Raw genomic sequence first — 25,859 nt, 5'->3', positions numbered from 1 at the left:
GGAAAGGGCCCGCTGCGTCTGCCGATATAAGCCTTTCCCCGCCGATGTCAGCGGGCGCCGGCGTCAGTCCTTGGCGCGCTCGACATAGGCCCCGGTCTCGGTCATCACGACGATCCGGGTGCCGGGGCCGATATGCGGCGGCACGGCGGTGCGCACGCCATTGGTCAGGATCGCCGGCTTGTAGGAGGAGGAGGCGGTCTGGCCCTTGGTCACCGGCTCGGTCTCGGCGACCTCGCAGGTGACGCGCTGCGGCAGCTCGATCGCGACGGCGCGGTCCTCGAACACCGAGAGCGAGACCTTCATGCCTTCCTGGAGATAGGGCGCCATGTCGCCGACAACGCCGCCATCGACCGGGATCTGGTCAAAGGTCTCGGGGTTCATGAAGACGTACTGCTCGCCGTCCTGATAGAGATAGGTGAAATCGCGATCCTCGACATAGGCGCGCTCGACCTGCTCGGTGGTCTTGTAGCGCTGGGTCATCTTCACGCCGTCGGCGATGCGGCGCATGTCGATCTGCGTCGTCGGCGTGCCCTTGCCCGGGAAGAAGCTCTCGGCCGAGATGACCGTGCAGAGATGCCCGTCGAGATCGAGGACGTTGCCCTTGCGGACGGAGGAGGCGATGACCTTGACCACGTGCGGTTTCCTTGGCTGGCGCGGGCTGCGTCCGCGCGCTATGCGAATTCCTGTGCCGCGCCACTACCGCATTCGAGGCGCAAACGGAAGCGCGCAGGCCGTTTGTGCAGGCTTTCAGCGCAGTGAGGCTCGATGAGCGAGACGCTCCCGCCCTTCTGGCGGCCGGATATCCATGCCGACCGGCGTCCGGCGCTGCTGGCGCGTGGGCGGATCAAAACGGCGCTGCGGCGCTGGTTGGAGGCGCGCGACTTCCTCGAGGTCGAGGCTGCGATCCTGCAGCTCTCGCCCGGCAACGAGACGCATCTGCACGGGTTTGCCACCACGCTGGTCGACGATGGCGGCGCGAGGCATCCCTATTACCTGCACACCTCGCCGGAGTTCGCTGCAAAGAAGCTGCTGGCGGCCGGCGAGCCGCGCATCTTCGATTTCGCCCGTGTCTTCCGCAATCGCGAGCGCACCGCCTTGCACCATCCCGAGTTCACCATGCTGGAATGGTATCGCGCCGGGGAGGATTACGAGGCGCTGATGGATGATTGTGCGGCCTTGCTGGCCGAGGCGGCGCGCGCGGCGGGGGCGAGCGTGCTGCGCTGGCGCGGCGCCGAGGCCGATCCGTTCGCGGCGCCGGAGCGGCTGACCGTGCAGGATGCCTTCCGTCGCCATGCCGGCATCGATCTCAAGCGCACGATCGCGGCCGACCTCTATCTCGACCGCCCGGCGCTCGCGGCCGATGCCGCTGAGGTCGGCATCCGCCTCGCCGAAGACGACAGCTGGTCCGACATCTTCAGCCGCATCCTCTCCGAGAAGGTCGAGCCCGAGCTCGGCCGCGGCCGCGCCACCATCCTGTGCGAATACCCGATCTCGGAGGCGGCGCTGGCACGGCCCAAGCCGGGCGACCCGCGAGTCGCCGAGCGCTTCGAGCTCTATGCCTGCGGCGTCGAGCTCGCCAACGCCTTCGGCGAATTGACCGATCCGGACGAGCAGCGCCGGCGCTTTGAGGCTGACATGGACGAGAAGCAGCGCATCTATGGCGAGCGCTACCCGATCGACGAGGATTTTCTCACCGCACTTAGCCTGATGCCGCAGGCCTCGGGTATCGCGCTCGGCTTCGACCGGCTGGTCATGCTCGCGACCGGCGCGCGCCGGATCGAGGATGTGCTCTGGACGCCAGTCGCGGAACCGGGCAGGGGAGGGCGATGACGATCCACCAGCCGCCCGGCCAGCCGCTGAAGACGGTCGACGCCCTCGTCGAGCGTGGCCTCGTTGCGCCCGCGCGGCGTGACACGCTGGCCGCAGTCGGCAGGCGCTATGCCGTCTCGGTGACGCCAGCGATCGCGGCGCTGATCGACCCGGCCGACGACGCCGACCCGATCGCCCGCCAGTTCATTCCCGCTCCGGCCGAGCTGACGACGCTGCCGGAGGAACTCGCCGACCCGATCGGCGACGAGGTGCATTCGCCGGTCGAAGGCGTCGTCCACCGCTATCCCGACCGTGCCCTGCTCAAGCTGGTCCATGCCTGCCCGGTCTATTGCCGGTTCTGCTTTCGCCGCGAGATGGTCGGCCCCGGCGGTGATGCGCTCACTGGCGAGAAGCTCGACGCTGCGCTCGCCTATCTCGCCTCCCGCCCGGAGATCTGGGAGGTGATCATGACCGGCGGCGACCCGCTGATCCTTTCCGCCCGGCGGCTGCGCGAGGTCGCCAGGCGCCTCGCCGCGATCGGGCATATCAAGGTGGCGCGCTGGCATACGCGCGTGCCGATGGTGCAGCCGGAGCGCATCACCGAGGACTATGCCCGCGCGCTGCGCATCCCCGGCAAGGCGAGCTACATCGCCATCCACGCCAACCATCCGCGCGAGTTCACCGAGGAGGCGAAGGCTGCGCTGGCACGTCTCGTCGACGCCGGCCATGTCCTCGTCAGCCAGAGCGTGCTGCTCAAGGGCGTCAACGCCGATATCGCGACTTTGTCGGCGCTGATGCGCGCCTTCGTCGAGAACCGGGTCAAGCCATATTACTTGCACCATCCCGACCTCGCGCCGGGCACCTCGCATTTCCGGTTATCGCTGGCGGAAGGGCAGGCGCTGGTCAAAAGTCTGCGCGGCAACCTTTCCGGCCTGTGCCAGCCGACCTATATCCTCGACATCCCCGGTGGGGCCGGCAAGATCCCGGTCGGTCCCGCCTTCCTTTCGGGCTGCGAGACGCCCGGCGCGCAAGGCTTCGCGGAGGATCGCCATGGCGACCTCCATGCCTATCCGCCGGTCTGAAGCTGCCCTTGTCGCGGCGATCCGCGAAGGACTGAGCCATGCTGAACTCTGCTGCGTCCGAAAAACTGCCGTTCGCGATCGTCTCCGATATCGCCTGCCCGTGGTGCTTCATCGGCAAGACCCGGCTCGAGACCGCGCTCGCCAACCACAATCTCACCGAGCGCGTCGCCATCACCTGGCTGCCCTATGAGCTAAACCCGGAGATGCCGGCTGAGGGCATGGATCGCACCGCCTATCTCGACGGCAAGTTCGGCCCGGGCAAGCGCCGCGAGATCGAACTCCGCCTGTCGGAGGCGGCTTTGGAGAGCGGCGTCACCTTCAACTGGGCGAAGGTGACGAAGAGCGTCAACACCCGCATGGCGCATATGCTCGTCGCCGCCGCTGCAACTGTTCTGCGCGGCAGCGAGATGACCGCGGCGCTGTTCAAGGCCTATTGGCAGGATGGACGCGATATCGGCGATCTCGAGACGCTGGTCGCGATCGCCGGCGAGCAGGGCTTCGACGAGCAGGCGGCACGCGACGAGTTGTCCAATGACGAGCTGCGCGAGACCGTGATCGGGCTCGAGGCGCATGCCCAGAAGGTCGGCGTCACCGGCGTGCCCTTCTTCATCGTCGACGGCAAGCTCGCGGTCTCCGGCGCCCAGCTGCCGGAAGTCTGGACCCAGGTCTTCGCGCAGGTCCTGGCGGCGAAGCCTAATGACGAGGATGAGTGACGCGTTCCGCAGTGCATTTTCTCTGCTGGATCGAAAAAAAGACCTGTCTCAAAAATGAGAAATCCTTGCATCGACATTCGAATCGTGCCTTTCACCCGGTAGCAGGCGGAGGGCAGGGCGATGACGCAGAAGATCAATGATCTCCGGGACCGCATGATCGTCGCGCTCGACGTGCCGACGGTCTGGGACGCCTACCGCATTGTTTCGACGCTGGGTGACGGGGCGAGCTTCTACAAGATCGGCTACCGGCTCGCTTTCGCCGGTGGACTCGACCTCGCCCGTCAGCTGGTGACCGAGGGCAAGAAGGTCTTCCTCGATCTCAAGCTGCACGACATCGGCAATACCGTCACCGAGGGCGTGGAATCGCTGACCAAGCTCGGCGTCACCTTCCTCACCGTGCATGCCTATCCGCAGACTATGCGCGGCGCGGTCGAGGGGCGAGGCGAGGCGGCCCTGAAGCTGCTCGCGGTCACTGCCCTGACGTCCTATGATGATGGCGACCTCAAGGATGCCGGCTATGGGCTCGCGGTGCGCGATCTCGTGCGCATGCGCGCCCAGCAGGCCCGCACCGCTGGCGTCGACGGTATCGTCTGCTCGGCCGCCGAGACTGAGATCGTGCGCGGTGTGATCGGCCCCGACATGGTCATCGTCACGCCCGGCATCCGGCCGGCTGGCAGCGCGGTCGGCGACCAGAAGCGCACGCTGACCCCGGCCGAAGCGATCCGAGCCGGCGCCGACCACCTCGTCATCGGGCGTCCCATCATCCGCGCGGCTGACCCGCGTGCAGCGGCCGCCGCGGTCATGGACGAGATTGCGGGCGCCGCTTAGATTATCGCGCGTCCGAACGGACGCGATCACGATGATCTATCATAGCGTTATCGCATCGGAGTCTTCCGAAAAGTGGGGTCCACTTTTCGGTCCGATGCGATAGTCTGCCGCTCCTTTCCACCGGATCCGGATATGGCAATGCCCAAGGGATATGTGATCGGTCGCGCCAAGGTGACCAATGCGACGCAATGGGCGGCCTATGCCGCGAAGGCTTCCGAAGCGATCAAGCAATATGGCGGCACGCCTTTGGTGCGCGGCGGCCAGATGACGGTCGGCGAGGGCGAGGGCCGGGCCCGCAACGTCATCCTCGAATTCCCCGACTACGCCACAGCGAAGGCCTATCTGCTCTCGGCCGAATACGGCGAGGCCCGCAAGCTGCGCGAGGGCGCAGGCGAGATCGACCTCGTCGCGGTCGAGGGCGTGTGACCATGGCGAAAGGCTACTGGATCGCTCGCCTCGACGTACAGAACGAGTCGGAATACGCGACCTACCGCTCGCTCAACGCCATCGCCTTTGCCAAATATGGCGGCAAGTTCCTCGTCCGCGGCGGCGAGTACAAGCTCGCCCGCGGCGAGGGTCGCAAGCACAACGTCGTCATCGAGTTCAAGGACATCGAGACGGCGCGCGCCTGCTACGAATCGCCGGAATACCAGGCGGCCGTGCAGCACCTCGCCAAGGTCGGCGCGGTCGATCTCGTCATCATCGGCGGCTATGACGGGGCGCAGCCGGGCGATTGAGATCGCTCGGCCCTCAGCTTTCGAACAGGTTGCGATAGCGGCTCGGCTGCGAGCGCAGATACTGCTTCGGCGCCTTGATGCTGGCGCCGAGATGGGCGGCGGCATGCCAGGGCCAGCGCGGCTCGTAGAGAATGCCGCGGGCCAGCGCGACCATGTCGGCATCGCCGCCGGCGACCACCGCCTCGGCATGCTCGTAGTCGGTGATCAGGCCGACGGCGATGGTCGGCACGCCGGTCGCCGCCTTGACCGCCCGGGCCAGCGGCACCTGATAGCCCGGCGAAAGCGCGATCTTCTGCGCGGCTGAGACGCCGCCGCTGGAGACATGCACGAAGCTGGTGCCACGCACCTTCAGCGCTTCGCAGAAGGCGACGGTCTGCGCGATGTCCCAGCCGCCCTCGACCCAGTCGGTGCCGGAAACGCGCACGCCGACCGGGATCGCAGCCGGAACCGCCTCGCGCACCGCGTCGAAGACTTCGAGCGGGAAGCGCATGCGGTTCTCCAGAGAGCCGCCATAGGCATCGTCGCGCTGGTTCGACAGCGGCGACAGGAACTGGTGCAGCAGATAGCCATGGGCACAATGCAGCTCGATCGCCTGCAGGCCGAGCCGCACCGCCCGGCGCGCCGTTGCGACGAAGGCCTCGCGGACCCGCTTCAGCCCGGCTGCGTCGAGCGGCAGCGGCGGCCGGTCCGTGGCCTGCATCGGCAGGGCCGAGGGGGCGAATGTCTGCCAGCCGCGATCCTCGAGCGGGCGCTGCCCGCCACCGGTCCAGGGTGAATGGACCGAGGCCTTGCGGCCGGCATGGCCGAGCTGGATGCCGATCGGCATGTCTGAATGGCGGCGGAGCGCTTCAAGCACGCGCGCCAGCGCCGCTTCGTTCGCATCGCTCCACAAACCGAGATCGTCCGGGCTGATCCGCCCGTCCGCCTCGACAGCGGTCGCCTCGATGATCAGGAGCCCGGCACCCGACAGAGCAAGGTTCCCGAGATGGATCAGGTGCCAATCCGTGGCCGAGCCTTCTTCAGCCGAATACTGGCACATCGGCGCGATCACGATCCGGTTCGCCAGATGAAGGCCGCCGAGATCGAAGGGTTGGAAGAGCTGGCTGGACATGGACGTCTCCGGACAGGCGGGTTCGGGCGCATGATGGCGGTTCAGGGCGAGATCAGCCAGATCGCCAGGGGGAAGGTGAGTGCGGCGGCGGCGGTCGAGATCACGATCGCAGCCGCGATCGGGCGGCTGCCGGTGTCGAAGCGCTCGGAAATGACGAAGACATTGGCTGCGATCGGCAGTGCCGCATAGAGCACGCCGGCCTGGACCCAGAACGGATCGAGCTTCAGGACCAGCGCCAGCACCACCCAGGTCAGCAAGGGGTGCAGGACGAGCTTGCCGACGACGAGCGGCAGGACGCCGCGCAGGGGCAGCCTGCCCTGGCCGCTCCACTGGAAGGCGGCGATGCCGAGGGCGAAGACGCCGACTGGGGCCGCCGACGCGCCGAGGAAGAGCAGGAAACGGTCGACCGGCTCCGGTAGCGCGACGCCGCTCAGCGACAGCGCGATCCCGGCCAGGATCGAGAGCATGAACGGGTTGACGATCGTGCCGCGAACGAGCTTGAGCGCGATCGAAAACGGCGAGCCCTGACCGCGCCCGGCCTCGATCAGTCCGATCGAGAGCGGCACGATCAGGGCCGTGTCGCAGATCAGGCCGATCGCGATGGGCGCCGCGGCGCTGTCGCCGAGGAAGGCGAGCATCAGCGGTATGCCGAGGAAGGCGAAATTGCCGCCGACCAGCGCCTGAGCCCGCGATACGGTGTTGGGGAAAGGCAGGCCGAGCAGGCGCCGCTGCAACAGGATGGCGAGGGCGAGTACCCCGACCCCGATCAGCGCGAGCGCGGCGAAGAAGACGCCGTTCCACAATTCCGCGATCGGCTGGCGCGACATTACCCGCAGCACCATCGCCGGCGTCGCCACCATGAAGGCGAAGGTGTTGAACACCCTGACGGTATCGGCTGCGAACAGGCCGCGCCAGGCGGTGAAGGCGCCGAGCCCTATCACCGCGAAGAAGGGCGTGCTGGTGGCAAGGAATTGCAGCATGGGCGGACCGGTCGCCCGCGCAGCGGGCCTGTGACATCGCGCTAGCAGATTTTGACGGCTATCGCGGCTGCCACAGACGCATGGGGCCTGCGCTTGGGCGGCGTTAGTGCCGCTCGGCCTCCACTGCGGCAGTCTTCGAGCTGCTGCCGCGCCGGGCCTTCAGGATCGGCTCGACGATGACATGCATGCCGACGAGGCAGAGCCCGCCGACGATGAGCCCGAACACCGCGGAGGCCGCCGCGGTGGCCAGCCATTCGAGCAAGCCCGTGAGCGCTGGCCAGGCCTGCCCGGCCGCGACGGCGACGCCATGGATGGCATGCTCGATCCCGGCGAGCCCGTAGCCGGCGAGGCCGTGGATGATGATGCCGCCGCCGACCCAGAGCATCGCCGCCGTGCCGACCGCGCTCAGCACCTTGAGGAAGGGCGGCATGCCGGTGACGAGGCCACGACCGAGGAGCCGGATCGGGAGAAGGCCGCTGCGTGCCAGCGCGACGCCGGCATCGTCCGCCTTCACGATCAGGGCAACGACGCCATAGACCAGCACGGTCATGCCGAGGCCGACCACGGCCAGCACCAGCGCCTGCATCCAGAAGGAGGAGGCGGTGACGCCGGCGAGCGTGATCGCCATGATTTCGGCCGAGAGGATGAAATCGGTCTTGATCGCGCCGGCGATCTTCTGCTCCTCGAGCTGCTTTGCGTCGAGGATGTCGGTGCCGCCCTCGCCGGCGGCCTCGTCATGATGGGCATGCGGCACGGCGAGTTCGTAGACCTTCTCGAAGCCCTCGAAGCAGAGATAGGCGCCGCCCGCCATCAAGAGCGGCGTGATCGCCCAGGGCGCGACGAGGCTGAGCACCAGCGCTGCCGGCAAGAGGAAGAGCAGCTTGTTCTTCAGTGAGCCGAGCGCGATCTTCCCGATGATCGGCAATTCGCGCTCCGCCGCGAAGCCGACGGCGTAGCGCGGTGTCACCGCCGCGTCGTCGATGACGATGCCGGCCGCCTTGGCACCGGCCTTGGTCGCCTGTGCGGCTGCGTCGTCGAGCGCGGCCGCAGCGACTTTGGCCAAGGCTGCGACGTCGTCGAGAAGGGCGAACAGTCCCGAGCTCATGGCGGTCTCCAGGCGAGGCCGCAGGGTGGGCGGCGCGCAGCTGATAAGCGATCAGATTTGCCCTGATATGACAGCAGCGAGGCGCTCGCAGGCAAGCGGGAGCGGATGCGGACTTGACTCCGGCACGGTTTGGAGTCGCTTTATGCTTGGAACAAAAAGTGAACATATACTCCGATGGCTGACGCTTCCACCCGTTCCCTGGCTGCCCTGCGGCAGAGCCTCGCTCTGGCGGGGCTGGCGCGCGAGCTCGCGCCGGTGGAGCACGTCGCCTTCGGGGCGCCCTCGCTGGACGAGCCGCTGGGAGGCGGCATCGCACGCGCCGCCCTGCATGAGGTCTATGCCTCGGGCGCGGCCGATCTTCCCGCCGCCACGGGCTTCGCCGCGGCCCTGGCGCTGCGCGCCGCCGGATCGCGACCTTTGCTCTGGGTCCGGCAGGATTTCCTCGACGCCGAGGCCGGGCGCCTGCATCCGCCGGGCCTGGCCGAGCTCGGGCTCGATCCGTCGCAGATCCTGCTGGTCAGGGTCAGGGACGGCGAGGGAGCGTTGCGGGCCGGCGCGGAAGCGGCGCGCTGCGCCGCGCTCGGGGCGACGCTGATCGAGCCGTGGGGCGCGCCGCGCCAATTCGACCTGACCGCCAGCCGCCGCCTCGCGCTGGCGGCGGAGGCCTCCGGCGTCCTGACCCTGCTGTTGCGGGTAGCAGCGCAGCCGGAGCCCAGCGCCGCCAGCACGCGCTGGCAGGTGCGCGCTTTGCCGTCGCGGGCGCGGGAGGCGCAGGCGCCGGGCGATCCCGCCTTCGGATTACGGCTGCTGCGTCATCGCGGCGGCCTTGGTGAGCGTGAGTGGCGTGTGGAGTGGAACCGTGACGAACGATGTTTCCGGGACAGGATTGGGGACGAGGGAGGCAACAGGGATGCAGCGCCGCTATCTCGCCCTCTGGTTTCCCTATCTGGCGAGCGAGCGCCTGCGCCGGCGGGCCTCCGCCGGGCCGGATGAGCGCCCGCTCGTCCTGGTCGAGAAGGATCGCGGTGCGTTGCGCCTCGCCGATTGCGACAAACAGGCGGTCAAGCTCGGCCTGACGCGCGGGCTGACGTTGGCCGACGCCCGCGCCCGCATCCCGGAGCTGGCGGTGGTCGAGGCGGATCCGGCCGCCGACCAGCGCTTGATCGAATGGCTCGCCGCGCTCTGCGATCGCTTCACCCCGCTCGTCGCGCTCGATCCGCCGCATGGGCTCGTGCTCGACATCACCGGCTGCGCCCATCTCTTCGGCGGCGAGGTGGCCCTGCGCCAGCGGCTCGGCCTCGGCATGCGCCGGCTCGGCCTGAGCCTGCTCGCCAGTATCGCCGGGACACCGGAGGCGGCCCGCGCCCTCTGCCGTTTCGGCGACTGCGCCGTCTCCCGTCCGGGCGAGGATGAGCGACGGACACTGCCGCTGCCGGTCGCGGCGCTGGAGGCTTCGCCAGAGACGGTGATCGCCCTGTCGCGCGCCGGGCTGAAGACGCTGGGCGATCTCGCCGGCCGGCCCTCGCATACGCTCGCCGCCCGCTTCGGCGAGACACTCGTTACAAGGCTGCGCCGCATCCTCGGCCATGAGGACGCCCGCATCACGCCTTTGCGGACGCCGCCCGATTGCGTGGTCGAGCGGCATTTCCCCGATCCGCTGCAGGACACAGACGGGCTGGAGGCGATCGTCGCCCGCCTGCTCGGCGAGGCCGGACGCCTGCTCGAGGCACGAGGCGAGGGCGGGCGCGTCTTCGAGATCAGCTTCTTTCGCAGCGATGGTGCCGTGCGCCGGCTGGCGCTGGAGACTGGCCGGCCGTCGCGCGACGCCGCCGCGATCCTGCGGCTCTATCGCGAACGCATCGACAGCCTGGCCGACCCGCTCGATCCCGGCTTCGGCTTCGACGCGATCAGAATCGGGGTGCTGGTCTGCGAGCCGCTCGGAACGCCCCAGGCGAGCCTCGACGGGCGCGCCGTCGAGGAGGAGGCGGTGGCCGATCTGATCGACCGGCTGGTCGCCCGCTTCGGCCGTGAGCGCGTGCTGCGCTTCGTCGCGCAGGACAGCCATCAGCCCGAGCGCGAGGCTGCGTTGGTCCCGGCAGCCGCCAAGTCGGACGAGGCGCCCTGGCCGGTCTCGCAACCGGACGAGCCGCCGGCCCGCCCGCTCCAGCTTTTCGAGCCACCCCAACCGGTCGAGACCCTGGCCGAGGTGCCGGATGGCCCGCCCTTGCGCTTCCGCTGGCGGCGCGTGCTGCACGAGATCGCCCGAGCCGAGGGGCCGGAGCGGATCGCGCCGGACTGGTGGCGCGACGGGCCCAATGAACACACGCGGGATTACTATCGCGTCGAGGATGCGCAGGGGCGCCGCTTCTGGCTCTTCCGCGCCGGTCTCTACGGCCGCGAGACGACCGCGCCGCGCTGGTATCTGCACGGGCTGTTCGCATGAGCGGGCATGCGACCTCTCGGACCGGGCGCCCACGCACTCCCTCCCCCCTTGTGGGGGAGGGTTGGGGAGGGGGGTATCGAGAGTGCTGTGCTGGAAGGCTGGACCCAACCGATATCGAGGGCGCCCTGCTCCCGCAGCAGCACGACTGGCTACCCCCCTCTCTAACTCTCCCCCACAAGGGGGGAGAGGACAGGGCGCGGTTCCCACGCGCGGGCGATAACCTTCGGCAGGCGCGGTCATGACCGCCTATGCCGAGCCCGTCGCCGCGACGAATTTCTCCTTCCTGCGCGGCGCCTCGCCCGGGCCGAACCTGGTGATGACCGCGCTGCTGCTCGGCCAGACCGGCCTCGGCATCGCCGACCGCAACACGGTCGCCGGCGTGGTGCGGGCCTGGAGCGCGCTGCGCGATCTGCGCGAGGATGGCGTACTGGCTCCCGAAAAGATTCGCGAAGGTGGCAGCCCCGGCGAATACATCTGGGTCGAGAACCCGGCCTTCGCCGACTTACCCTTCACCTTGCCTCAGCTCCAGGCGATGGCGAAGGCCTTCAAGCTCGTCACCGGCAGCCGCCTCGTCTTCGCCGACAGCGCGCCCGACATCGTCGTCTACCCCGCCAACCGCGCCGGCTGGGGCCGGCTCTGCCGCCTGCTCACCACCGGTAATCTGCGTGGCGGCAAGGGCGAGTGCATCCTCAATCTCGAAGACCTGCTGAACGATGCCCGCGACCTCCTGCTGATCGTCATGCCGGAACGCCGGCTCGACGGTTTGTCCGAGATACTCGCCCGGCTCGACGATGCCGCGCCCGGTGCGGTCTGGCTCGCCGCCAGCATGTCACGCCGCGGCGACGATCGCCGTCGCCTTGCCCGGCTGAAAAGCATCGCGGCTGCGACCCGCACGCCGCTGATCGCCAGCAACGACGTGCTCTATGACGCGCCCGAGCAGCGCGACTTGCAGGATCTGCTGACCTGCATCCGCGAGGGCACGACGATCGACAAGGCCGGGCGCCTCCTCGAAGCCAATGCCGAGCGCCATCTCAAGGCGCCGCAGGAGATGGCTCGGCTCTTCAGGGACGCGCCGGAGGCGATCGCAGAGACGCAACATTTCCTCGGGCGCATCGATTTCGATCTGGGCGAGTTGAAATACGAATACCCCGACGAGCCGGTGCCGCCCGGCTGGGAGCCTCAAGCCTGGCTGGAGGAACTCGTCCGGAAATGTGGCGAAGTCCGCTATCCGGAAGGTGTGCCGGCGAAGGTGCGCGATCTGCTGGCCAAGGAGCTCGCCTTGATCGGCAAGCTCGACTACGCCCGTTATTTCCTGACCATCCGCCAGATCGTCGATTTCGCCGAGAGCAGGGGCATCCTCTGCCAGGGCCGGGGCTCCGCCGCCAATTCCGCCGTCTGCTACGTGCTCGGCATCACCGCCGTGAATCCGGCCGAGAGCGACGTGCTGTTCGAGCGCTTCATCTCGACCGAGCGGCGCGAACCGCCCGATATCGACGTCGATTTCGAGCATGAGCGGCGCGAGGAGGTGATCCAGTGGATCTATGAACGGTATGGTCGCACTCGCGCCGGCATCGCCGCGACCGTAATCCATTACCGGCCGCGCAGCGCCATGCGCGAGGCCGGCAAGGCGCTGGGACTGACCGAGGACGTCACTGCCCGCCTCGCCTCGACGCAATGGGGTAGCTGGGGCTCCGACATCACCCGCAACCAGATCCGCCAGGCCGGGCTCGATCCCGACAACCCGGTGATCGCGCAGGCGGTGCGGTTCGCCGTGCGCCTGCTCGGCTTCCCGCGGCATCTCTCGCAGCATGTCGGCGGCTTCGTGCTGATGCGCGAGCGCCTGGACGAGACCGTGCCGATCGGCAATGCCGCGATGGAGGATCGCACCTTCATCGAATGGGACCGTGACGACATCGACGCTGTCGGCCTGATGAAGGTCGATGTGCTCGCATTGGGCATGCTGACCTGCATCCGCAAGGCTTTTGACCTGCTGCGCGATAAAGAGGAGATCGATCTGGGGCTCGCGGATGTCCCGCAGAAGGACGAAGCGACCTACGACATGCTCTGCGAGGGAAAATCCCTCGGTGTCTTCCAGGTCGAGAGCCGGGCACAGATCAACATGCTGCCGCGGCTGAAGCCGCGAAAGCTCTATGACCTCGTCATCCAGGTCGCGATTGTCCGCCCCGGCCCGATCCAGGGCAACATGGTGCATCCCTATCTGAAGCGGCGGGCCAAGATCGAGGACGTGACCTATCCGTCACCCGCGCCGGAGCATGGCCCGCCCGACGAGCTCTTCGAGGTCCTCAACAAGACGGAAGGCGTGCCGCTCTTCCAGGAGCAGGCCATGCGTCTCGCTATGGTCGCGGCGAAGTTCAGCGACATCGAAGCCAACGGCCTGCGCAAGGCGATGGCGACCTTCCGCAATGCCGGCACCATCGGCAATTACGAGGCGATGATGGTCGAGCGCATGGTTGGGCGCGGCTATGAGCGTGATTTCGCCCAGCGCTGCTTCGAGCAGATCAAGGGCTTCGGCAGCTACGGCTTCCCCGAGAGCCACGCCGCCTCCTTCGCCAAGCTGGTCTATGTCTCCTCCTGGCTGAAATGCCATCATCCCGCGATCTTCGCAGCGGCGCTCTTGAACTCGCAGCCCATGGGCTTCTACGCCCCGGCGCAGATCGTCCGGGAGGCGCAGGAGAATGGCGGCGTCGAGCCGCGCCCGATCGATGTGAATTCCAGTGCCTGGGACAACCTGCTGGAGCCAGGGGAGCCGGGTTGGAAAAGTCCCTGGGCGCTGCGTCTCGGTTTTCGCCAACTCGACGGCTTCAAGGAAGACTGGGCGGAGCGCCTCGTCGCCGCCCGCGGCGAAGGTTACCGCGATGTCGAGGAACTCGCTCGCCGCGCCCGCTTGCCGGCCCGTGCCATGCGCCTGCTCGCCGATGCCGACGCCTTCCGCTCGCTGGGATTGGATCGACGCGAGGCGCTCTGGGCGGTACGCCGTCTGCCGGACGACGAGGCGCTGCCGCTGTTCGAGGTGGCGCAGGCGCGCGAGCTCGGCGCCGAGCAGGCCGCTGCATTGCCTGCGATGCCGCTCGCCGAGCATGTCGTCGCCGATTACCAGACGGCGCGGCTCTCGCTGAAGGGCCACCCGATGGGCCTGCTGCGACCCCGCTTCGCCCGCGAGCGCATCGCCAGTTGCGAGCAGATTTCAGCGATGCGCGATGGGACCTGGGCCAGCGTCGCCGGCGTCGTGCTGGTGCGCCAGCGTCCCGGCAAGGGCAATGCCATCTTCATCACGCTGGAAGACGAGACCGGCATCGCCAATGTCGTGCTCTGGGCCCGCGATTTCGAGCGCTTCCGCCGCGAAGTGATGGCGGCGCGGCTGCTCCTCGTCGAGGGCAGGGTGCAGAAGAGCCCGGAGAACGTGATCCACCTGATGGCGAAACGCGTCGTCGATCGCTCGGCCGAGCTGCTCAGCCTGTCCGACACCCACCGGGCCGAGATCGTGCTCACCCGCGCCGACGAATTCCAGCATCCGCAGATTCTGCGGGCGCATCATCCCCGCAATGTCCGCATCCTGCCGAAGTCGCGCGATTTCCATTGAGGCCGGGAGCCTCATCACAACTGCATCCAGTCGCCATTCTTTGAATGCTCTGGCGTGACTAGATTGTCGGCCTCACTGTCAGTTCGCACGCAGGCCTAAGGAGACGTCATGAACATCATCCGCGCCGGGACAAGGGCTTCGGCGAAAGGCTCGAGCGACTGGTTCAGCGGCACCGTCCGCATCGATCCGTTGTTCAATCCGCATGCAGCAGAGCGCGTGCAGGGCGCCAGCGTCACCTTCGAGCCGGGAGCCCGCACCGCCTGGCACACCCATCCGCTCGGCCAGACGTTGGTCGTCACCGCGGGCTTCGGCCGCGTGCAGCGCTGGGGTGGCCCGGTCGAGGAGATCAGGCCGGGCGACGTGGTCTGGTTTCCGCCGGGCGAGAAGCACTGGCACGGCGCCGGGCCGGAGACGGCGATGACCCATATCGCCGTGCAGGAGGCCCTGGAGGGCAAGGTCGTCGACTGGCTCGATAAGGTTTCGGACGCGGAATATGACGGCCGAGGGCCGGCGGTGATGTGAAGTCACCGCACCTTGGCGCGGAAAAGGCGGCCCTCAGGCCGCCTTCTTGCCCGCATCGAACGGAATCTCGATGTCGACGGCGAGCGTCGAGACCTGGGGCCCGCGCTCCATCCGGACGGTGACCTTGTCGTCGTCGACCTGCACATGCTTGGCGATCACGCGCAGGATCTCGTCGCGCAATTTGGTCACGAGGTCGGCGCCATCGGCCGACAGGCGCTCATGGGCGAGCAGGACCTGCAGGCGCTCGCGCGCGGCGGGAGCCGACTGGGGCCGGAAGAAGAGACGACGCAGGTTCATGCCGCTTTCCTTCCGAAGATCTTGCCGAAGAAGCCGCGTTTTTCGCCGGGAATGGTCATCGGCAGGTTCTCGCCCTTGAGGCGGCGCACCGCGTCGAAATAGGCGAGCGCCGGCGCGCTGCGCTCATCCGCCAGGGTGACGGGTGAGCCGATATTGGAGGCGCGCAGCACGTCCATGCTTTCGGGGATGATGCCGAGCAGCGGGATCGACAGGATCTCGAGGACGTCCTCCACCTTCAGCATGTCGCCGCGCTCGGCGCGGGCCGGGTCGTAGCGGGTGAGGAGCAGGTGCTTCTCCATGCGCTCGCCGTTCTCGGCCTTCAGTGTCTTCGAATCGAGCAGGCCGATGATGCGGTCGGAATCGCGCACCGAAGAGACTTCCGGATTGGTCACCACGATCGCGATGTCGGCATGGCGCATGGCGAGGGTGGCGCCGCGCTCGATGCCGGCCGGGCTGTCGCAGATCACCCAGTCGAAATGGCTCTTCAGCGCGCCGATGACCTTCTCGACGCCCTCGGAGGTGAGGTTGTCCTTGTCGCGGGTCTGCGAGGCCGGCAGGAGGTAGAGCGTCTCGACCCGTTTGTCGCGGATCAGCGCCTGCGTCAGCTTGGCTTCGCCCTGGATCACGTTGACGAGGTCGTAGACCACCCGCCGCTCGGCCCCCATGATCAGGTCGAGATTACGCAGGCCGACATCGAAGTCGACGACCACGACCTTGTCGCCGCTCTGCGCCAAAGCTGCGCCCAGGGCGGCGGAGGACGTCGTCTTGCCGACGCCGCCCTTGCCCGATGTGACCACGATGACCTTGCCCATTGACCTCTCCTAGTTCCGGTGGACGCGTTGTCTGTCGACTCTTCGATGTGGCGCGAATTCTTGTCGTTCGGCCGGTCCAGGCCGAACGGAAAGCGCGCTAGGCCAGTGACCCGGCCGTGAAGGTTTCGCCTTCGAGCCAGAACTGGACGGGCTTGCCGCGCAGGCCTGGCTCCAGGTCCTCGGCCGTCTTGTAGTAGCCGTCGATGCCGACCAGCTCGGCCTCGAGCTTGCGGCAGAAGATGCGGGCCTCCGCGTTGCCCAATGTGCCGGCCATCGCCCGCCCCCGCAGGGTGCCGTAGATATGGATCGAACCGCCGGCGATGACCTCGGCGCCGGAGGCGACCGATCCGACGATGGTCACGTCGCCCTCGGCGAAGATCGACTGCCCCGAGCGCACCGGCTGGGTGACGACGAGCGACGCCGGCGCGGTCCTGGCGGGCAGCGGCGTGGCGGGGGCCTCTGCCGCGGTCTCGGCGACAGGAGCTTCCTTGGCCGGCTCGGCCGCCGGTTCCTCGATGTCTCCGGTTGTTTTTCCGCCCGACATGGCCGGCGGCAGATCGTTCCCCAGCATGGAGGGGCGTGCGCCCTCGATCCCCATGATCCGAACATTGCGCGCGCCGAGCTTGCCGACGAGGTCGCGCAGCTGCGCGCGGTCGATATCCAGGCCCTCGACGTCCAGCACGACCGGCCGCCGCAGGAAGAAGCCGGCGGAGCGGCCGGCGAGATCGTCGAGCCGCACCAGCCAATCCTCGAAGGGCAGCTCGGGTGTCAGCGTCAGCGCAAGGTAGGATCGCCCCTTGAGGCGGATCGGCCGGGGTTTGGTTAACACGGCGGTCATCTTGGTAAATTTTCGGTTGCTCAGATGTAAGAATCGAATGGTTAACGAGCGGTAAATAGGTCGGACGATTTGCAGGGAAAGTATCGCGCAGGCATGCGGAGATGATACGAAAATGCTTTGATTATCAAAGTGATGAGAGCGTGCCGCGTTGAGGCGCTACGGCAAGACGCATTAAGAAAATTGCGCGGAGCGCTTGCGTTGCCCCGCGACCGGAGCCTGGCGGCGAGCCTTGTATTCAGCGGAGCTTCGCAGGCTGCCAGAATGCACTGTCAGCGCCCTGGGCACCGATTGCTGGGCCGCGATGTCGAGAGAAAGGCTGGTGCTGCGAGAGAGGATTGAACTCTCGACCTCTCCATTACCAATGGAGTGCTCTACCACTGAGCTACCGCAGCAGGACCGTGCTTATGCTGGCGTTTCGGGTCGATCGAGGACCCGGAAGGCGCCGCGCCGTTCCGAAGCGGCGTCCTGATGCCATAAGCCCTGCGCCGACGCAACCTGTTACGCACATATCCCTGCATCTGAAAATGAAGGGCGCCTGAGCACTCCCTTCGCACGGGAGTGGTCACAGGTTCGATTCCCGCTCGCCTTCAGTCCGGCAGCAGCAGGCGCTGGTCGATGCGGAAGAGCCGGCCGTCGCCGAGGAGATGGGCGGAGAAGCCCAGGCCAAAGAGCGGCCGGAAGGCGGCGTCGCGGACGTTGAGGCCGCCGGCATAGGCCCCCATCGCCGGCATGACGCAGCGCGTCGGTGACAAAGCGAAGCAGCGCCGGCGCAGCGCCCGGCCGCGCATCCGGACCTTGGCGGCGGGGTGCAGATGGCCGGCGATCTCTGGCAGTACACCAGCAGGGCTCGGCTCGTGCTGCAGCCTGACTCCGCGGAGGTCGATCTCGTCGACCACCGCGCCGCCCATGGCGGCCGAGATCGCCGGGTCGTGGTTGCCGCTGATCCAGAGCCAGTCGCGGCCGGCCTGATAGCCGCGCAAGGTCGCAAGGCAGCTCTCGTCGATCCGCGCTTCGGCGCCGCGATCATGGAAGGAATCGCCGAGCGCGATCACGCGCGCCGGCTGATAGCGCAGGATCGCGGCGCCGAGCAGCCGCAGCGTCGCGGCGGAATCATAGGGCGGCAGCAGCACGCCGCGCGCCGCATAGGCCGAGCCTTTCTCGAGGTGCAGGTCGGCGATGACGAGCGTGCGCTCGTCGGGCAGGTAGAGCGCGCCGGAGAGGTCGGGCACGAGCGCGAGCCGGCCGAGCATGAACGCCTCGGCCGCCGTTTCCGTCGCTTGCTGCGCCGCCAGGGTCACGCCATCGCCTCTTCGAGCATCTGGGCTTCGGCTTCCGCCAGGATTTCGTCGGCCGCCTCGCCATGGACCGCCTCGCGCCCGATCTCGAGCATGACCGAGACCGAGAGTGGCGAGACGTGATCGAGCGGCTGATGCACGATTCGCCCGCTGATCCGTGTCAGCATCTGACCCAGGCGGCCGATATCGAGCAAGCCCGTCGCGGCATCGGCGCGTGCGGCGCGCAGCAGCACATGGTCAGGCTGGTGCCGGCGCAGCACGTCGTAGACGAGATCGGTCGAGATCGTCACTTGCCTCCCGCTCTTCTCCTGGCCGGGAAAGCGGCGCTCGATCAGCCCGCCGATCACGGCGCAGGAGCGGAAGGTGCGCTTCATCAGCGCCGATTCGGCCAGCCAGTCCTCGAGATCGTCGCCGAGCATGTCCTGCGAAAAGAGTTCGTCCAGCGAGAGCGCCCCGCGTGCGATCGCCGCCGCCATGTCGCCGAGCGTCCAGACGGCGATGCCGTAATCGTTGCAGACGAAGCCGAGCGGTTTCAGCCGCGCCCGCTCCAGCCGGCGGGTCAGCAGCATGCCGAGCGTCTGGTGGGCGAGGCGGCCCTCGAAGGGGTAGGCGACGAGGAAGAAGCGCCCTGCGCGCGGAAAAGTCTCGACCAGAAGCTCGCCCGGCTTGGGCAGCCGCGATTTCAGCCGTTGTGCATGCAGCCAGGACGAGACCTCGTCGGGCAGCTTCGCCCATTCCTTCGGCGAGGCCAGGATGGCGCGGACGCGGGCGGCAAGGAAGGTCGAGAGCGGGAACTTGCCGCCATTATAGGACGGGATCTTAGGATCGGTGCCGGCGGCGGTGCGCGAGCAGACCACCTCGTTCTCGACGATCCCCTCGAAGCGCAGCACCTCGCCGGCGAAGATGAAGGTGTCGCCGGGGGTCATCGTCTCGGCGAAATACTCTTCCAGCTCGCCGAGCATGCGCCCGCCGCGGCTGAGCATCTTCTGGCCGCCGGGACGGGCCGGTCGCGAGCGGCCGAGCCGGACCTTGAGCATGGTCGACTCGACGATCGTGCCGACATTCATCCGGTACTGCTGGATGACGCGGGCATTGCTGGCGCGATAAAGCCCGTTCTTGCTCTGCCGGAGCTTGGCGAAGCGCTCATAGCTCTTCAGCGCATAGCCTCCGGTCGCGACGAAATCGACCACCGCGTCGAAATCGGCGCGGGTAAGGTCGGCATAGGGCGAGGCTGTCAGGACTTCCTCATAAAGCGCGTCGGGCTCGAAGCCGTCGGAGCAGGCGACGCCGAGTACGTGCTGGGCGAGTACGTCGAGCGCGCCGATCCGTGGCGGCGGCGTATCCTGCGCCGCCTCCGCCACCGCATCGAGCGCGGCGCGGCATTCGAGCAATTCGAAGCGGTTCGACGGCACAAGCAGCGCCTGCGAGGGCTCGTCCATGCGGTGGTTCGAGCGGCCGATGCGCTGCATCAACCGGCTCGCGCCCTTGGGCGCGCCGACATTGACGACGAGGTCGACATCGCCCCAGTCGATGCCGAGATCGAGCGTCGCGGTGCAGACCACGGCCTTCAGTTTGCCGGCCGCCATCGCCGCCTCGACCTTGCGGCGCTGGCCGACATCGAGCGAGCCGTGATGCAGCGCGATCGGCAGCGTCTCGTCGTTCACGCTCCACAGCGCCTGGAACATGAACTCGGCCTGCATGCGCGTATTGACGAAGACCAGCGTCAATTTGTGCGCTTGGATCGCGGCATAGATGTCGCCGACGGCATGGGCGGTGACATGGCCCGCCAGCGGCAGCCGGCGGCTGGTCGCCATGATGCCGATTTGCGCCTTCGCCCCGCCCGTGACGGTGACGAGGCCCGACGGTGTCTCGGCGCCGCCGAGATAGGCCTGCAGGTCCGCCGGTTCGCGCACCGTTGCCGACAGGCCGACCGCGCTCATCTCGGGCGCGAGGCCGCGCAGCCGGGCGAGATCGAGCGAGAGCAGGTCGCCGCGCTTGGAGGTGACGAGCGCGTGCAATTCGTCGAGCACGACGCGGCGCAGGTTCGCGAAGAACGGCTTCGCATCGCGGTGCGAGACCAGCAGCGCGAGCTGCTCGGGCGTGGTCAGCAGGATGTCGGGCGGGCGCTCGATCTGGCGGGCGCGCTTGGCCGGCGAGGTGTCGCCGGTGCGGGTCTCGACCTTGACGGAGAGCCCCATCTCGCGGATCGGCGTCTCGAGATTGCGGGCGATATCGACCGCGAGCGCCTTCAGCGGCGAGACATAGAGCGTGTGCAGCCCGTCTCTCTCTGCGCCGCGCTGGGTCAGCTCGATCAGCGAGGGCAGGAAGCCGGCAAGCGTCTTGCCGGCGCCTGTCGGCGCGACCAGCAAGGTCGAGCGCCCGGCCCGGGCTTCCTCGAGCAGTGCGAGTTGATGCGCCCGGACGCTCCAGCCGCGGCTGGCGAACCAGGCGGAGAAAGCCGGCGGGAGAGGCGAGGGCGCATCCATCGGAGGACAGAGATAGGCTCTGTCGAACGAAAAGGGAACGGCGGGCTCGTGCCTTTCACGCGGCGATGCCAGCGTTCGATCCCAGCACCACGACCCTGCTGCCGACGGGCACGCGTCGATAGAGGCCCATGATGCCCTGGTTGAGCAGCCGGATGCAGCCCGACGAGACCATCGTTCCGATCGTCCAGGGTTCGACGGTGCCGTGCAGTCGGTTGTGTGGAGTCACTTGCCAAGAGCAGACGTTCCCCCCAGGCGAGTTTCCCGACCGCTACTCGCCTATGCTGGAAAGCAATTCGTCGAGCTGCTCCAGCTGCTCCGGCAATGCGGCCGCCGAGCCCTGTAGTGCTTCCTCAAGCGCCTCCTTGGACGGATAGACTTCGTGGAAATTTAGCAGCGTCTTCCCGCCCAGGTCCTCGAAGGTCACGGTCGTGACCGCGCCCTCTTCGCCCTCGTCGTTGGTCCAGACGATGCGCTCGTTCGGCACCACCTCGAGGTACTTGCCGTAGAAGGCCATGGTGTCGGAACCGCCGGCGCCGAATTCCAGCCGATATTTGCCGCCGGTACGGACGTCCATATCACACGATACGAGCGAAATGCCGGATACCGATTTTGGCACCCACCAGCGCTGGAACAGCTCGGGCTGGCTCCACGCCCTGTAAACCGTGCTCGGCGGCGCATTGAATGTCCGCGTTACGACGAGTTCGCGATCCCCTCTGCGCTCGACTGACGTGTGGTTCTGCGCACCACCTGCACTGTTAACTTGCTGATTCATCGCTTTCCTCCTGTTTTATTTCGCTGATGATTTCGTCCAATGCTTCGAAGCGGGCTTCGAAGAGCTTACGATGCGCCTCGATCCACTCGGCTTCCGCCTTGAGGCCGCGTTTCCCAAGCTTGCAGGTCCTCACCCGCCCGACCTTCTGCGTGACGACGAGCCCCGCCCGCTCGAGAACCTGGACGTGCTTCTTCATGCCGGTCAGCGTCATCTGGAACTTATCCGCGAGACTGGTGATCGACGCGTCCCCTCGCCCAAGCTGATCGATGATCCCGCGACGGGTCGCATCGGACAGCGCCGCGAACGAGAGATCGAGGGGAGGACTTATATACTGAACCATATAGTTCAGTGTCTAACCTGCTCATGCAGGAAGCGCAAGCGTCCCCAACTTGCCCTGCCGTAGACCGGTCATTCGAGGTGATACACCGCGGCAGCGGCGGCAAAAATCGTCTGCTGCGGGTCAAAAGTGGACCTTCGAGCCGCTGATGAACGAATGTCAGCTTTCAGCGCCTACTCCCCGAAAGCAGTCCGCCGGCTAACGGCCCATTTCCTGCCGGCCAGACAGACCTATCGAACGCCTGCTTTCTACCAGACATCGCCGTTCTCGACCCATGGGCGAACAGGGCCGTGACCAGGTGGCGACCTGATCTGAGGATAGCGTTTGGGCAGTCCGAGGTTCGAGCTTGTGTCCGAGGTCGACGCGGAGGCGGCTTAGCGATCGCCGCTCTTCGTGCCCTCAGCGGCGCTCGGCGATGACGAGCAGCCCTGGCACCGGCTGGCCGCGATCGATGCGGGTACTTTGCGCCTCGATCAGTATTGGCTCCAGCCTCGCCTCGCCGAGCCTCTCCCTGAGCCAGCCCTCGGCATGGGCGAAGCGCCGGTCCTGGCCGACGGCGACGCCTTCGCCGGCATGGCTCTGCACCGTGAAGGCGAGGAGCCCGCCCGCCTTGAGGACGCGCGCGCTCTGATGAAAGCTCGGCGCAAGGTCGCCGAGATAGACGAAGACGTCGGCGGCGATGACGAGATCGGCCGAGGCGTCGGGGCGGCTCGACAGGAAGGCGGTCAAGCCCGCCGTGGCGAGCTTGTCGTAAAGCGGCTGGCCATCGGCGCTGAGCTTGTCGCGCGCCTTGGCGACCATGCGCGGCGAGAGATCGCAGCCGGCGAGGAACTCCACCTCGGCGCGGATCGCTTCGCCCATCAGCCCGGTGCCGCAGCCGAGATCATAGGCCGTTCCGAAATGGAAGGGCTTTCCGGCCTCTGCGCAGCGGCGCGCCAGCGCCTCCTTCAGCAGTGCTGGCGCCTGGTATTGCAGTGTGCCGACGAGGTGGCTGTCGAAGCGGTCGGCGTAACCGTCGAAGAGCACGCCGGAGAAGTTCTCCGAGGTCGCCTGCTCGGCCGCCAGGGCGCCGATGCGGGCGAGGTCGAGCTTGGCGCCGACATGGTCGTTCGGGTCGAGGTCGAGGCATTGCCGCCAGGCGGTGGCGGCCTCCTCATTGTGCCCGAGCGCCTCCTGGGCCAGCCCGTAAAGATGCCAGGCGGCGGTGAAATCGTAGTTCTCGGCGAGCGTTTGATCGAGGATATCGATCGCCGCCTGCGCGTCGCCATCCTTCAGCGCCGCCTCGGCCCAGGCATAGCGACGGTCGAGACGTTCATCGCCGGAACTGGCGGAGTACACGCTGCTGCCCTTTTCGATCATGCTGCGGGTTTAACCGAGCCAAATGACACTGGCCAGACGATGAAGCCTTCCGACCTCCTGATGCCGACCCCCGCCGGGCTCTATTGCCCGCCGGCCGATATCTACGTCGATCCGGTACGTCCGGTAGCGCGGGCGCTGATCACCCATGGCCATTCCGACCATGCCAGAGCCGGCCATGGCGCCGTGCTGGCGACGCGCGAGACGCTGGCGATCATGGCGCTGCGCTATGGCGAGGCCTTCACCGGCTCGCAGCAGGCGGCGGCGCCGGGCGAGACCATCCGCATCGGCGCGGTCGACTTCCGCTTCGTCCCGGCCGGCCATGTCCTCGGCTCGGCCCAGATCGTGGTCGAGCACAAGGGCCTGCGCATCGTCGTCTCCGGCGACTACAAGCGCGAGCGCGATCCGACCTGCGCGCCGTTCGAGCCGGTCACCTGCGACGTCTTCATCACCGAGGCGACCTTCGGCCTGCCGGTATTCCGCCATCCGCCGGCCCATGCCGAGACCGCCAAGCTGGTCGATTCCGTCCGGCTCTTCCCGGAGCGCACGCATATCGTCGGCGCCTATTCGCTGGGGAAGGCGCAGCGGCTGATGGCGCTGATCCGCGAGGCCGGCTACGAGCGCCCGCTCTACATCCACGGTGCGGTCGAGAAGATCACCGAGTTCTACCGGGCCGAGGGCGTGCCTCTCGGCGAAGTCCGCAAGGTCGAGCCAAGCGAGCGCAAGGCCGAGGAACGCAAGGCATTTGCCGGCGAGATCGTCATCTGCCCGCCGAGCGCGATCCAGGACCTGTGGTCGCGCCGTTTCCCCGATCCGGTCACCGCCTTCGCCTCGGGCTGGATGCGCGTGCGGGCACGGGCTCGTCAGAAGGGCGTCGAGCTGCCGCTGATCATCTCCGACCATGCCGACTGGGACGACCTGCAGGCGACGATCCGCGAGGTCTGCGCCGGCGAGATCTGGATCACCCATGGCGAGGCCGAGGCGCTGGCGCATTGGTGCGGCACAGTCGGGCTGAAGGGCACGCCGCTCCACCTCGTCGGCTATGGCGACGAGGGCGAGGCCGAGCCGGACGCCAGGCCGGCGGAGGTGTCGGCATGAACCGCTTCGCCTGGCTGCTCGACCGCCTCGCCTATGAGCCGCGCCGCAACGGAAAACTCGCGCTGATCGCCGATTACCTGCGCACCACGCCCGATCCCGATCGCGGCTATGCGCTCGCGGCGATGACCGGCGGGCTGGTGTTCCAGAATGCCAAGCCCGGCCTGATCCGCGCCTTGATCGCCGAGCGCACCGACCCGGTGCTGTTCGCACTCTCCTATGACTATGTCGGCGATCTCTCCGAGACGGTCGCGCTGATGTGGCCGGCGCGGCACGGCGTGAACGACGTGCCGCATCTGCCGGATGTCGTCGCCGGCCTGCGCAACTCCGGCAAGACCGAGATGCCGCGCCTGATCGCCTCCTGGCTCGATGCGCTCGACGAGACCGGCCGCTGGGCCCTGCTCAAGCTGATCACCGGTGCCCTGCGCATCGGCGTCTCCGCCCGCCTCGCCAAGACCGCGGCGGCGAGCCTAGGCGGCATTCCGGCCGACGAGGTCGAGCAGGTCTGGCATGGGCTGGAGCCGCCTTATACCGCGCTGTTCGCCTGGCTGGAGGGCTCAGGCGCGCGACCCGAGGCGACCGATCCGGCGCCGTTCCGTCCGGTCATGCTCTCGCATGCGATCGAGGACGGCGATTTTGACAAGCTCGATGCCGGCGAATTCGCCGCCGAATGGAAATGGGATGGCATCCGCGTCCAGGCTGTCGCCGGCACGCGGCCCGACGGCAGCCGGACCGTCAGGCTCTATTCCCGCACCGGCGAGGAGATCGGCGGCGCCTTTCCCGATCTGACCGAGGCGCTGACGGAGGACGGTGCGATCGACGGCGAGTTGCTGGTGATGCGCGACGGCGTCGTCCAGAGCTTCAACACGCTGCAGCAGCGGCTTAACCGCAAGCAGGTGACGCCGAAGATGCTGGCCGAGTTCCCGGCCCATATCCGCGCCTACGACCTGATGGCCGAGGCCGACGACGACCTGCGTGCCCACCCGTACACGGAGCGGCGCGCCAGGCTCGAAGCGTTCCTCGGCAGGCTCGACAACGCCCGTTTCGACCTCTCGCCGACCATAGCGTTCTCGAGCTGGGATGAGCTGACGGAGGCTCGCGCCGATCCGGCCAGCGCCGGCGCGGGCCCCGATGCCGAGGCGGTCGAGGGCTGCATGCTGAAGCGGCTCGACTCGCCTTACCTGCCCGGGCGACCCAAGGGCTACTGGTACAAATGGAAGCGCGATGCCCGCCTGGTCGACTGCGTGCTGATGTATGCCCAGCGCGGCCACGGCAAGCGCTCCTCCTTCTATTCCGATTACACCTTCGGCGTCTGGCGGGTCGGGGAAGCGGGCACGGACGAGCTGGTGCCGGTCGGCAAGGCCTATTTCGGCTTCACCGACGAGGAGCTGATCGAGATCGACCGCTATGTCCGCAAGAATACGCTGAATCGCTTCGGGCCGGTGCGCGAGGTGACGCATACGTCGTCGAGCGGGCTGGTCTTCGAAGTGGCCTTCGAGGGTTTGCAGCGCTCGACACGCCACAAATCCGGCATCGCCATGCGCTTTCCCCGCATCAACCGCATTCGCTGGGATAAGCCGCCGGGCGAGGCCGACCGGATCGAGGCGCTGGAGGCGCTTCTGCCGGCGGGGGGCTGATGC

At 67.6% G+C, this 25,859-nt stretch carries 24 protein-coding genes, 1 tRNA gene and 1 pseudogene; 12 read left to right on the top strand and 14 right to left on the bottom strand.

The window, feature by feature from the left end; translation table 11 throughout:
- Nucleotides 1-63: 63 nt before the first annotated feature.
- Nucleotides 64-633: an elongation factor P gene (efp, locus tag ACSQ3M_RS09375; protein ID WP_436149789.1), complete on the bottom strand. Its 570-nt coding sequence runs from the start codon at nt 631-633 to the stop codon at nt 64-66.
- A 132-nt stretch (nt 634-765) separates the two neighbouring features.
- On the opposite strand from efp, the gene epmA reads away from it, so the two are divergent.
- The 6 genes from epmA (at nt 766) to ACSQ3M_RS09345 (ending at nt 5,169) form a co-directional block, all read left to right on the top strand.
- The gene (gene epmA, locus ACSQ3M_RS09370; protein WP_436149788.1) at nt 766-1,830 is read left to right on the top strand and encodes an EF-P lysine aminoacylase EpmA; all 1,065 of its coding nucleotides are present in this window, start codon (nt 766-768) and stop codon (nt 1,828-1,830) included.
- Nucleotides 1,827-2,891 carry a lysine-2,3-aminomutase-like protein gene (locus ACSQ3M_RS09365; RefSeq protein ID WP_436149787.1) on the top strand — a complete coding sequence of 355 codons (1,065 nt, stop codon included), beginning with the start codon at nt 1,827-1,829 and terminating at the stop codon, nt 2,889-2,891. The genes epmA and ACSQ3M_RS09365 overlap by 4 nt, the downstream gene beginning before the upstream one ends.
- A 38-nt stretch (nt 2,892-2,929) precedes the next feature.
- Entirely contained in the window at nt 2,930-3,604 is a 675-nt protein-coding gene (locus ACSQ3M_RS09360) for a DsbA family oxidoreductase (protein ID WP_436149786.1), read from the top strand.
- Nucleotides 3,605-3,724: 120 nt separating this feature from the next.
- Nucleotides 3,725-4,432, top strand: coding sequence for an orotidine-5'-phosphate decarboxylase (pyrF, locus tag ACSQ3M_RS09355; protein ID WP_284168283.1), 708 nt, complete (start codon nt 3,725-3,727; stop codon nt 4,430-4,432).
- Between the two features lie 138 nt (nt 4,433-4,570).
- On the top strand, nt 4,571-4,858 hold the full coding sequence (locus ACSQ3M_RS09350; RefSeq protein ID WP_436149785.1) for a DUF1330 domain-containing protein: 288 nt from the start codon (nt 4,571-4,573) through the stop codon (nt 4,856-4,858).
- 2 nt (nt 4,859-4,860) lie between these two features.
- Nucleotides 4,861-5,169, top strand: coding sequence for a DUF1330 domain-containing protein (locus tag ACSQ3M_RS09345; RefSeq protein WP_110490220.1), 309 nt, complete (start codon nt 4,861-4,863; stop codon nt 5,167-5,169).
- 13 nt (nt 5,170-5,182) lie between these two features.
- Here ACSQ3M_RS09345 and ACSQ3M_RS09340 read toward each other — a convergent pair whose 3' ends face one another.
- From ACSQ3M_RS09340 to ACSQ3M_RS09330, 3 genes are all read right to left on the bottom strand, one after another.
- Entirely contained in the window at nt 5,183-6,280 is a 1,098-nt protein-coding gene (locus ACSQ3M_RS09340; protein ID WP_436149784.1) for an NADH:flavin oxidoreductase/NADH oxidase, read from the bottom strand.
- A 41-nt stretch (nt 6,281-6,321) separates the two neighbouring features.
- Nucleotides 6,322-7,260, bottom strand: coding sequence for an AEC family transporter (locus ACSQ3M_RS09335; RefSeq protein WP_436149783.1), 939 nt, complete (start codon nt 7,258-7,260; stop codon nt 6,322-6,324).
- Nucleotides 7,261-7,363: 103 nt separating this feature from the next.
- On the bottom strand, nt 7,364-8,365 hold the full coding sequence (locus ACSQ3M_RS09330) for a DUF808 domain-containing protein (RefSeq protein WP_436149782.1): 1,002 nt from the start codon (nt 8,363-8,365) through the stop codon (nt 7,364-7,366).
- Between the two features lie 174 nt (nt 8,366-8,539).
- Here ACSQ3M_RS09330 and ACSQ3M_RS09325 point away from each other — a divergent pair, with 174 nt between their 5' ends.
- From ACSQ3M_RS09325 to ACSQ3M_RS09310, 4 genes are all read left to right on the top strand, one after another.
- A complete protein-coding gene (locus ACSQ3M_RS09325; RefSeq protein ID WP_436149781.1) occupies nt 8,540-9,358 on the top strand; it encodes an ImuA family protein in 819 nt (272 codons plus the stop codon).
- The gene (locus ACSQ3M_RS09320) at nt 9,276-10,808 is read left to right on the top strand and encodes a Y-family DNA polymerase (protein WP_436149780.1); all 1,533 of its coding nucleotides are present in this window, start codon (nt 9,276-9,278) and stop codon (nt 10,806-10,808) included. Before ACSQ3M_RS09325 ends, ACSQ3M_RS09320 begins: the two co-directional genes overlap by 83 nt.
- Before the next feature lie 238 nt (nt 10,809-11,046).
- Nucleotides 11,047-14,409 carry an error-prone DNA polymerase gene (locus ACSQ3M_RS09315; RefSeq protein WP_436149779.1) on the top strand — a complete coding sequence of 1,121 codons (3,363 nt, stop codon included), beginning with the start codon at nt 11,047-11,049 and terminating at the stop codon, nt 14,407-14,409.
- A gap of 108 nt (nt 14,410-14,517) precedes the next feature.
- On the top strand, nt 14,518-14,931 hold the full coding sequence (locus ACSQ3M_RS09310; protein WP_436149778.1) for a (R)-mandelonitrile lyase: 414 nt from the start codon (nt 14,518-14,520) through the stop codon (nt 14,929-14,931).
- 33 nt (nt 14,932-14,964) lie between these two features.
- On the opposite strand, the gene minE is transcribed toward ACSQ3M_RS09310, so the two are convergent.
- The 10 genes and pseudogenes from minE to ACSQ3M_RS09260 form a co-directional block, all read right to left on the bottom strand.
- Nucleotides 14,965-15,228 (bottom strand): cell division topological specificity factor MinE, encoded by a 264-nt coding sequence (gene minE / locus ACSQ3M_RS09305; protein ID WP_436149777.1) that lies wholly within the window; start codon nt 15,226-15,228, stop codon nt 14,965-14,967.
- A complete protein-coding gene (minD, locus tag ACSQ3M_RS09300; RefSeq protein ID WP_436149776.1) occupies nt 15,225-16,040 on the bottom strand; it encodes a septum site-determining protein MinD in 816 nt (271 codons plus the stop codon). The genes minE and minD overlap by 4 nt, the downstream gene beginning before the upstream one ends.
- Nucleotides 16,041-16,137: 97 nt before the next feature.
- Nucleotides 16,138-16,878 carry a septum site-determining protein MinC gene (gene minC, locus ACSQ3M_RS09295; protein ID WP_436149775.1) on the bottom strand — a complete coding sequence of 247 codons (741 nt, stop codon included), beginning with the start codon at nt 16,876-16,878 and terminating at the stop codon, nt 16,138-16,140.
- Between the two features lie 317 nt (nt 16,879-17,195).
- Nucleotides 17,196-17,270: transfer RNA gene (locus ACSQ3M_RS09290), tRNA-Thr, on the bottom strand.
- 195 nt (nt 17,271-17,465) lie between these two features.
- Complete coding sequence (pdeM, locus tag ACSQ3M_RS09285) at nt 17,466-18,128, bottom strand: ligase-associated DNA damage response endonuclease PdeM (protein ID WP_436150294.1); 663 nt, start codon at nt 18,126-18,128, stop codon at nt 17,466-17,468.
- 44 nt (nt 18,129-18,172) lie between these two features.
- Complete coding sequence (locus ACSQ3M_RS09280) at nt 18,173-20,659, bottom strand: ligase-associated DNA damage response DEXH box helicase (RefSeq protein ID WP_436149774.1); 2,487 nt, start codon at nt 20,657-20,659, stop codon at nt 18,173-18,175.
- Nucleotides 20,660-20,714: 55 nt separating this feature from the next.
- Nucleotides 20,715-20,870, bottom strand: a pseudogene (locus tag ACSQ3M_RS09275) (L,D-transpeptidase); the annotation flags it as partial.
- A 57-nt stretch (nt 20,871-20,927) separates the two neighbouring features.
- Nucleotides 20,928-21,431, bottom strand: a complete 504-nt coding sequence (locus tag ACSQ3M_RS09270) for an SRPBCC family protein (RefSeq protein WP_436149773.1) — start codon at nt 21,429-21,431, stop codon at nt 20,928-20,930.
- Entirely contained in the window at nt 21,415-21,771 is a 357-nt protein-coding gene (locus ACSQ3M_RS09265) for an ArsR/SmtB family transcription factor (protein ID WP_436149772.1), read from the bottom strand. The genes ACSQ3M_RS09270 and ACSQ3M_RS09265 overlap by 17 nt, the downstream gene beginning before the upstream one ends.
- 396 nt (nt 21,772-22,167) lie before the next feature.
- A complete protein-coding gene (locus ACSQ3M_RS09260) occupies nt 22,168-23,106 on the bottom strand; it encodes a methyltransferase (RefSeq protein ID WP_436149771.1) in 939 nt (312 codons plus the stop codon).
- A gap of 60 nt (nt 23,107-23,166) precedes the next feature.
- On the opposite strand from ACSQ3M_RS09260, the gene ACSQ3M_RS09255 reads away from it, so the two are divergent.
- Together ACSQ3M_RS09255 and ACSQ3M_RS09250 are read left to right on the top strand one after the other, a co-directional pair.
- Nucleotides 23,167-24,222, top strand: a complete 1,056-nt coding sequence (locus tag ACSQ3M_RS09255) for a ligase-associated DNA damage response exonuclease (protein ID WP_436149770.1) — start codon at nt 23,167-23,169, stop codon at nt 24,220-24,222.
- The gene (locus ACSQ3M_RS09250) at nt 24,219-25,856 is read left to right on the top strand and encodes a cisplatin damage response ATP-dependent DNA ligase (protein ID WP_436149769.1); all 1,638 of its coding nucleotides are present in this window, start codon (nt 24,219-24,221) and stop codon (nt 25,854-25,856) included. The genes ACSQ3M_RS09255 and ACSQ3M_RS09250 overlap by 4 nt, the downstream gene beginning before the upstream one ends.
- The last annotated feature ends 3 nt before the right edge of the window (nt 25,857-25,859 follow it).

It is taken from the genome of Allobosea sp. LjRoot90 (genome assembly GCF_964254315.1).
In the GTDB taxonomy this organism is placed as follows: Bacteria; Pseudomonadota; Alphaproteobacteria; order Rhizobiales; family Beijerinckiaceae; genus Allobosea.
This window is presented reverse-complemented; position numbering and strand designations above follow the sequence as displayed.

What these genes read in the sequence shown, in the direction of transcription:
- ACSQ3M_RS09280 (WP_436149774.1), bottom strand. Translation starts at nt 20,659, where the DNA reads ATGGATGCGCCCTCGCCTCTCCCGCCGGCTTTCTCCGCCTGGTTCGCC.
- minE (WP_436149777.1), bottom strand. Translation starts at nt 15,228, where the DNA reads ATGAACCTGCGTCGTCTCTTCTTCCGGCCCCAGTCGGCTCCCGCCGCG.
- ACSQ3M_RS09330 (WP_436149782.1), bottom strand. Translation starts at nt 8,365, where the DNA reads ATGAGCTCGGGACTGTTCGCCCTTCTCGACGACGTCGCAGCCTTGGCC.
- pyrF (WP_284168283.1), top strand. Translation starts at nt 3,725, where the DNA reads ATGACGCAGAAGATCAATGATCTCCGGGACCGCATGATCGTCGCGCTC.
- ACSQ3M_RS09255 (WP_436149770.1), top strand. Translation starts at nt 23,167, where the DNA reads ATGAAGCCTTCCGACCTCCTGATGCCGACCCCCGCCGGGCTCTATTGC.
- ACSQ3M_RS09350 (WP_436149785.1), top strand. Translation starts at nt 4,571, where the DNA reads ATGCCCAAGGGATATGTGATCGGTCGCGCCAAGGTGACCAATGCGACG.
- minD (WP_436149776.1), bottom strand. Translation starts at nt 16,040, where the DNA reads ATGGGCAAGGTCATCGTGGTCACATCGGGCAAGGGCGGCGTCGGCAAG.
- ACSQ3M_RS09340 (WP_436149784.1), bottom strand. Translation starts at nt 6,280, where the DNA reads ATGTCCAGCCAGCTCTTCCAACCCTTCGATCTCGGCGGCCTTCATCTG.
- epmA (WP_436149788.1), top strand. Translation starts at nt 766, where the DNA reads ATGAGCGAGACGCTCCCGCCCTTCTGGCGGCCGGATATCCATGCCGAC.
- ACSQ3M_RS09250 (WP_436149769.1), top strand. Translation starts at nt 24,219, where the DNA reads ATGAACCGCTTCGCCTGGCTGCTCGACCGCCTCGCCTATGAGCCGCGC.
- ACSQ3M_RS09310 (WP_436149778.1), top strand. Translation starts at nt 14,518, where the DNA reads ATGAACATCATCCGCGCCGGGACAAGGGCTTCGGCGAAAGGCTCGAGC.
- ACSQ3M_RS09315 (WP_436149779.1), top strand. Translation starts at nt 11,047, where the DNA reads ATGACCGCCTATGCCGAGCCCGTCGCCGCGACGAATTTCTCCTTCCTG.
- ACSQ3M_RS09320 (WP_436149780.1), top strand. Translation starts at nt 9,276, where the DNA reads ATGCAGCGCCGCTATCTCGCCCTCTGGTTTCCCTATCTGGCGAGCGAG.
- ACSQ3M_RS09335 (WP_436149783.1), bottom strand. Translation starts at nt 7,260, where the DNA reads ATGCTGCAATTCCTTGCCACCAGCACGCCCTTCTTCGCGGTGATAGGG.
- pdeM (WP_436150294.1), bottom strand. Translation starts at nt 18,128, where the DNA reads ATGCTCGGCCGGCTCGCGCTCGTGCCCGACCTCTCCGGCGCGCTCTAC.
- ACSQ3M_RS09325 (WP_436149781.1), top strand. Translation starts at nt 8,540, where the DNA reads ATGGCTGACGCTTCCACCCGTTCCCTGGCTGCCCTGCGGCAGAGCCTC.
- minC (WP_436149775.1), bottom strand. Translation starts at nt 16,878, where the DNA reads ATGACCGCCGTGTTAACCAAACCCCGGCCGATCCGCCTCAAGGGGCGA.
- ACSQ3M_RS09270 (WP_436149773.1), bottom strand. Translation starts at nt 21,431, where the DNA reads ATGAATCAGCAAGTTAACAGTGCAGGTGGTGCGCAGAACCACACGTCA.
- ACSQ3M_RS09365 (WP_436149787.1), top strand. Translation starts at nt 1,827, where the DNA reads ATGACGATCCACCAGCCGCCCGGCCAGCCGCTGAAGACGGTCGACGCC.
- ACSQ3M_RS09360 (WP_436149786.1), top strand. Translation starts at nt 2,930, where the DNA reads ATGCTGAACTCTGCTGCGTCCGAAAAACTGCCGTTCGCGATCGTCTCC.
- ACSQ3M_RS09265 (WP_436149772.1), bottom strand. Translation starts at nt 21,771, where the DNA reads ATGGTTCAGTATATAAGTCCTCCCCTCGATCTCTCGTTCGCGGCGCTG.
- ACSQ3M_RS09345 (WP_110490220.1), top strand. Translation starts at nt 4,861, where the DNA reads ATGGCGAAAGGCTACTGGATCGCTCGCCTCGACGTACAGAACGAGTCG.